Origin of the sequence: Gottfriedia acidiceleris (genome assembly GCF_004138285.1) — a bacterium.
GTDB classification, from domain to species: Bacteria; Bacillota; Bacilli; order Bacillales; family Bacillaceae_G; genus Gottfriedia; species Gottfriedia acidiceleris_A.
The window spans coordinates 1-5,850 of sequence record NZ_SCFN01000045.1; the positions used below are offsets into that span (position 1 = coordinate 1).

Genomic DNA, 5,850 nt, shown 5'->3' on the forward strand with positions numbered 1-5,850 from the left:
TTAGTTGCATAAGAAAACAAAAGTTCCTTCTTGATTAGAAGGAACTTTTTTATCAATTATTATGAATGCTAAAGAACTTTTTTATCCAACAACACTAATGAGAAAATCAAATTAAAATCTATTAAAATACGGCATTCTCTTTAAGTATTTCTTTAGTAATTTAGGGGATAATTTGTAAGTCTAAAGAATTTATTAGGAGGAAATATCATTGATTTACTACAATAGGTTTGGAACAAAAAGAGAATTAACAGTTGGTGAAGGCGATCGTGTAGAAATTATTAAAAGAAGTGACAATTATTGTATTAATGAGGAAGAACCTATTTATCATTCAGGGACGATAACGAAAATCGATTATGAAGATTTAAATAGAGCTCCAGAAAAAGAACCTGTTGGTATTTGGGTAAAATTTGATAAGGATAACGTATTTAACGATGGTGAAGAAGAATTTGTTGCTTTTGCTGAGATAGAGGAATTGTTTAAGAAAATGTATGACATTGTTGGTTATGCTATGGTAAATGAAGGAGTTACGTTAAGCATCACAGGAGAAGGTATAGGAAAAATCATTAACTTTGATTATCAAAATGGAAGTTTATTACCTGTTTCAATTCAAGATGGTAGTGGAGCAGAAAAAAGAACTATTACTAAAGCTGATGAAGAATTAATTAAAGAACTCATGCGTTATGGTACACCACAAAAGTATTTTTATTATGTACTTTCTCAGTCAAAATAAGTTCTACATACCGACTACATTAAGAATCCTCAATTGTTATCAAGACCTAATTTATAAAAAACTTAAAAAATAATACATTTAACAAAATATCCATGTGTATTTTGTAAAGGATGCAGATTCAAAAAAAGGCACATTAGTTAAAGTGCCTTTTTTTATTTCAAATTAAAATGATTTTGAATTTATGATCCAACGATGGGTACGTAATTAAAAAACTAACGCATGCATTAGTTGTACAACATAATTGGCTGTTTAGTCGATTTTTTTTATTCAACAAAATGGCAGTATAGTTCAATAAGAAAATGTATATAAAGTACAAAATTAATTACTAAAATAGTACAGCAGGAGGACAGAATATTAAAAAAATTTTAGTTGCGGAAAGATTTAATATTTCCTTGGTTTTTTTGTGTTTTAAATATTAATAAAAGTGATAGAACTTTAATTCTAATCTTTGGAACATTCATTTGTACTTTTAGTTTTGTTATAAATGAATTTGTTTTTACTTCGGATTTTGGAAAATGGTACATTGAATTACAAAAAATGGAAAAATTATAATATGTAACATGAACCCTTTGAGGAATTTTGCTTTCTAAATTTTATAAATACCAAAAAGCTAAGATATTGGAGAAAAAATGATGAAAAAGAAATTTTCTATTTCATTTCTTATTGTAAGTATACTTTTAGGTGGTTGCTCTAACTATAAAGAATTAAATCAAATATCGATTGTGAATGCAATGGGAATCGATTACTTACCAAAAGAAAAAAAATATCAAATGATCATTCAAATTATTAATCCTAGTGCAATTGCAACACAGACAGGTTCTCAAGGTATTCCAGTTATTGCATTTGATGAAAAAGGTAGAACTATTTCAGAAGCTGCACGAAATGTGTCAAAGAAAGTTTCTCGAACAAATATTTATTCTCATGTTACACTTGTCATAATTGGAGAAACATTAGCAAAAGAAAAATCACTAAATTATATTTTCGATGTATTTGAAAGAGATTCTAAAATTCGTGTAAATATTCCAGTTATTATTGCAAGAAATAAAAGCGTAGATAAAATAATGAATAACATAGCAGCACTTGATAAACTATCGGCTAAATCAATAGTAGGTAAAATTAAAAATACATCAGCTCTTTTAGGTGAAAACCATGATACATTAATGCGTGAGGCAATTTCTGCAATATCTAGTAGTGGAAGAGAACCAGTAATAAATGGCACGAGTTTAAAAAATGAAAGTAAAACATCACAAACAGTTGAAAATTATAATAAAGTCAAATCAAGTTACGATATGATAAATGGCACAGGGATATTTAGAGACGGAAAATTAGTTGGTTGGTTAGAAGGGCCACCGGCAAAATCAATACAAATTATTGATAATCTGATCAAGGAAACGAATGTACAAATACCATGTAATAAGAAAGAATATGATTCGATGGAGCTTACTCGGGTAAAATCAAAGACGGAAATTAAAATGAAGGGTAATATTCCAATAATAAATATAAAAATTAAATCAATTGGCCATTTTGACGAGGTACTTTGTAATGATAATTTTGATAAAGCAATAACGCTCAAGAAATATGAAAAATCAACTGAAAATGTTGTAAAACAATCAATAGAAAAAGGGATATCTGAAGTAAAAAAACTCGGTGGAGATGCCTTTGGATTTGGAGAAAAATTACACATGGCTAATCCAAAAATTTATAAAAAATATGAGGAGAATTGGAATGATACATTTAAAAAGGCAAAAGTAACAGTAAGTGTTGACGTTCAAATTAATAATGTCGGAATGAGAAAGAAACCTTATCCTGATTAGGAGATTCTTTAGATAGTAAAGTTATGCAACTAACGCATGCGTTAGTTACATAAAGATGGGCTGCTTAGGTAGTCCATTTTTTTGTGTTAAATGGAAGTATAGTTGAACAAGAACCACTTCAATTTCGCTTGAGTATTGTATGTAAATCTAGTTTACATAAATACCGTTATCGGCAATAAAAAAGGACCTTCCAGGAAGATCCTTTTTTTGCTGCTTCTTCAACTACCATGGAAGAACGATTTTAGCTTACATTCACTGTTGTGAATCTCTGATTCATGGATGGCTAACGCACCCTAAATGAGAAATTAGGTTTTTTCATTAATAGAAAAAGACTTATAAGTATTTATTACTAATCACTTTCATATGGTGTAACTCGTGCCCGACAATGCCATATGCAATGGTACCTATCGAAACTAGGCTGTTCATTACAGTTCCTTTACGATCCCACGCTGCATCATCAATGGTTGAAATAAGGCTTAACGTGTTGGAGCGTACTGTGTCTAAACCAGCTAGTAGCTGCTCCCAGGATAATTTGTTGAAGTTTGCCGCAGAAACGTATTGATCCTGATCCATTGCTGGGAGTGGTGCACTTTCATTTCGTGCAATGGCAAGCATTCGATACGACATCACACGTTCCGAGTCGGTCATATGCCCAATCACTTCTTTTAAAGTCCATTTCCCTGGTGCGTACGCCTTCCTTGCTGACTCCTCTGATACGCTGCTTAAGAGGGTAATGGTCTTAGTTCGTTGCTTACTAAGTATTTCTATAATATCTCCATCTGGCACAAGACTAACATACCTATCATGCTCTGGATTTTCAATAGATAATGGTCGTGGACGCACAAGAATCCTCCTCATCGGAATAGTTAATTATGGTTCTAGGTTAATATTCGACTGTCAAGAAGATAGTTCCTTCTAATTGCCCTTTGTATATGGGGATTTATCTATTTACATAAACAAAACAAATAAAGTAGACGTTAATAATTAAATATTTTAAGAATGCTATCCTGTGGACAGCATTTCTTATATAACTAAAGCAGTGTGTTAGTTGAACAACATGAGTTGCTTCGGCGGCTCTTTTTTTTGTTCAACTAAATAGCAGGATAGTTGAATAAGGAATTGAATAATTTATGTTGAATATTTATATAAAAAAATGGTTTTTTAAGGAGAGTAAAGTGGGTATTTTAAATTTATTGAATGCATTAATAAACTTAGCAATTATATGTTTAATTGTGTTTCTTCTATTTAAAATGGCCAAAAAAATAATGGTATTTATAACAAATAATTCGTCCGTTTCAAAAAGAAAAACTGCAGAGTTAAAAAAGGGTGATGGTATGGACATAAAGCAAATGGAGGTAATAATTTATTGCCCTTATTGTAAAGAAGAATTGAATGTTAAAAACGGAGAATTATATTGCAAAGATGGAGAAAGTTATTTTTCAAAGCATATCGAAAAAGTTTTTAATGAAAAAATAGGTAATTCTAAAAAGACAAAAACACTTATATCCACTTCTGGAAATAGTAAAGAAGGGCGTTTCTTTTGTGTGAATTGTGGAAACAAAATGATGAAGATTGAATCTATGCATGAAATTTGCCTATGTTGTGGTTTTGAGATAACTAAAGGCATGTACTATGAAATTATTGAATTAAACCCTCACAAAAAATGAAATGTTTTTCATAATAATGGAGGTGTAGAATGGAAAATAAGAAGAAGTACGCTTATAAAGTATTAATATATCAAGCTTTTATAGATATAAAAAATAATTCTACTCATGAAGAGGCTTTCCATATTGCCCACGTATTCCACAATCTAGCGCTCCTTCTGATAAAAGATTTTGAAGGAATGAATGAAGCTGAATTTTGGAGTCAATTAAACTTACTTCAAAAAAAACTTGGTGTAAAATATTATATAGAATTGTTTGAAAGTGTCTTAGCTAATGAAGGAAAGTTATTTTAATTATCTGTTCTTATGCAACTAACTCATGCGATTCTTCAATAACGAAGGATCGTTTTTCTTATGCAGCTAATTGGCAGTTTAGTTAAATAAGCTTAATTTTATTAGTTTATTTAAATTATATAATTTTACAAAAAAAGCAAATGAAAAAAGTTCTATAATATATTTTAATTTAACGATTATTGGCTACGTTTTTATTACGAACTATTATTAATATTTTAAAAATTCCTATTCAACTAAAGCATGCGATAGTTGAAGATCAAGAGCAGCCATTGGCTGCTTTTTTATTTATGTATTTGGCAGGATGGTTAAATAAGAAATTAAATTAAGCCAATTCTAGATCAATATAGATGCTCCTTTACAAAGATGTTAAATTAGAAATACGTGTGTTTCTGACATTTTAACTAATAGGGTAGGAGGGATAAAATGCAAAAAATGAAGTTCTACGAAAAAATTTCTGAAGACGTTTCACTTTTCTTATTAGGAATATTATTGATTATTTTATCTAAATTAGGTGCTCAAACTTGGGATTATAATTTTCTTATTTTATTATTTATAGCTTTTGCCTTTCTTTATATATTTGGTCATTTACAAAAGTTTATTGAAAAATCAATTTCACTTGAAGGAGAAATAATTGTAAAAAAGGCGAAAATATACCTTTTAATAGGATATTGGGTTCCAAGAGTTTTCATAGTATACGCGATATTTTATATTTTTTAATAAACTAAATAGTAAATGGAGTTTAATATAATAGCTTATGCAACTAATGCATGCGTTAGTTACACAGCGATAGACTACTTTGGTAGTCTATTTTTTTATTGGACTAACAGGCAGTATAGTTGAATTAGAAGGGGATTATTAAATTTTTAGAGAATTAATCTGATAGATTATAAAAATTATCTTTGGAGGTATTAAATGAATCCTATTCTAAATCAAATTGGAACAATTTTTATTCCTGTTAGTAATATTGAAGAAGCACGTAATTGGTATTGTGAAATATTAGGGTTACCTATAGATGGTGAGATATTGTATGATCATTTATATATCGTACCTATGAATGGAACAGGAATTGTATTAGATAGCAAGATTTATTCAAAGGAAAATATTATTAAAACCCCACTTTTTCATTTTAATACTATCAATATTGAAAATGCATTTGAATATATGAAAGGTAATAATGTCGAATTAACAACGGAGATTGAGCATAACCATTGGTTTAATTTTAAAGACCCTGATGGGAACCACTTAATGGTGTGCAAGTGTTAAACCTGTTTCATTGTTAATTCCCTTATTGAACTACCATGGGAGTACGTTATAAACTTCCATTCACTGTTGTGAATCTGAGGATTCAT

Annotated in this window: 7 protein-coding genes; 6 read left to right on the forward strand and 1 reads right to left on the reverse strand. The window is 29.6% G+C overall.

Annotated features, from left to right (window positions below; all coding sequences use genetic code 11):
* The first annotated feature begins 208 nt into the window (after window positions 1–208).
* Together EP747_RS23755 and EP747_RS23760 are read left to right on the forward strand one after the other, a co-directional pair.
* Window positions 209–730, forward strand: coding sequence for a hypothetical protein (locus tag EP747_RS23755; protein ID WP_129692454.1), 522 nt, complete (start codon window positions 209–211; stop codon window positions 728–730).
* A gap of 632 nt (window positions 731–1,362) precedes the next feature.
* Window positions 1,363–2,544: a Ger(x)C family spore germination protein gene (locus EP747_RS23760; RefSeq protein WP_165347277.1), complete on the forward strand. Its 1,182-nt coding sequence runs from the start codon at window positions 1,363–1,365 to the stop codon at window positions 2,542–2,544.
* Between the two features lie 333 nt (window positions 2,545–2,877).
* On the opposite strand, the gene EP747_RS23765 is transcribed toward EP747_RS23760, so the two are convergent.
* Complete coding sequence (locus EP747_RS23765) at window positions 2,878–3,387, reverse strand: DinB family protein (RefSeq protein ID WP_129692456.1); 510 nt, start codon at window positions 3,385–3,387, stop codon at window positions 2,878–2,880.
* 332 nt (window positions 3,388–3,719) lie between these two features.
* Here EP747_RS23765 and EP747_RS23770 point away from each other — a divergent pair, with 332 nt between their 5' ends.
* From EP747_RS23770 to EP747_RS23785, 4 genes are all read left to right on the forward strand, one after another.
* On the forward strand, window positions 3,720–4,211 hold the full coding sequence (locus EP747_RS23770) for a hypothetical protein (protein ID WP_129692457.1): 492 nt from the start codon (window positions 3,720–3,722) through the stop codon (window positions 4,209–4,211).
* A 29-nt stretch (window positions 4,212–4,240) separates the two neighbouring features.
* Entirely contained in the window at window positions 4,241–4,501 is a 261-nt protein-coding gene (locus tag EP747_RS23775) for a hypothetical protein (protein WP_129692458.1), read from the forward strand.
* Between the two features lie 423 nt (window positions 4,502–4,924).
* Window positions 4,925–5,218, forward strand: coding sequence for a hypothetical protein (locus tag EP747_RS23780; protein WP_129692459.1), 294 nt, complete (start codon window positions 4,925–4,927; stop codon window positions 5,216–5,218).
* 195 nt (window positions 5,219–5,413) lie between these two features.
* Window positions 5,414–5,764 carry a VOC family protein gene (locus EP747_RS23785; RefSeq protein ID WP_129692460.1) on the forward strand — a complete coding sequence of 117 codons (351 nt, stop codon included), beginning with the start codon at window positions 5,414–5,416 and terminating at the stop codon, window positions 5,762–5,764.
* The last annotated feature ends 86 nt before the right edge of the window (window positions 5,765–5,850 follow it).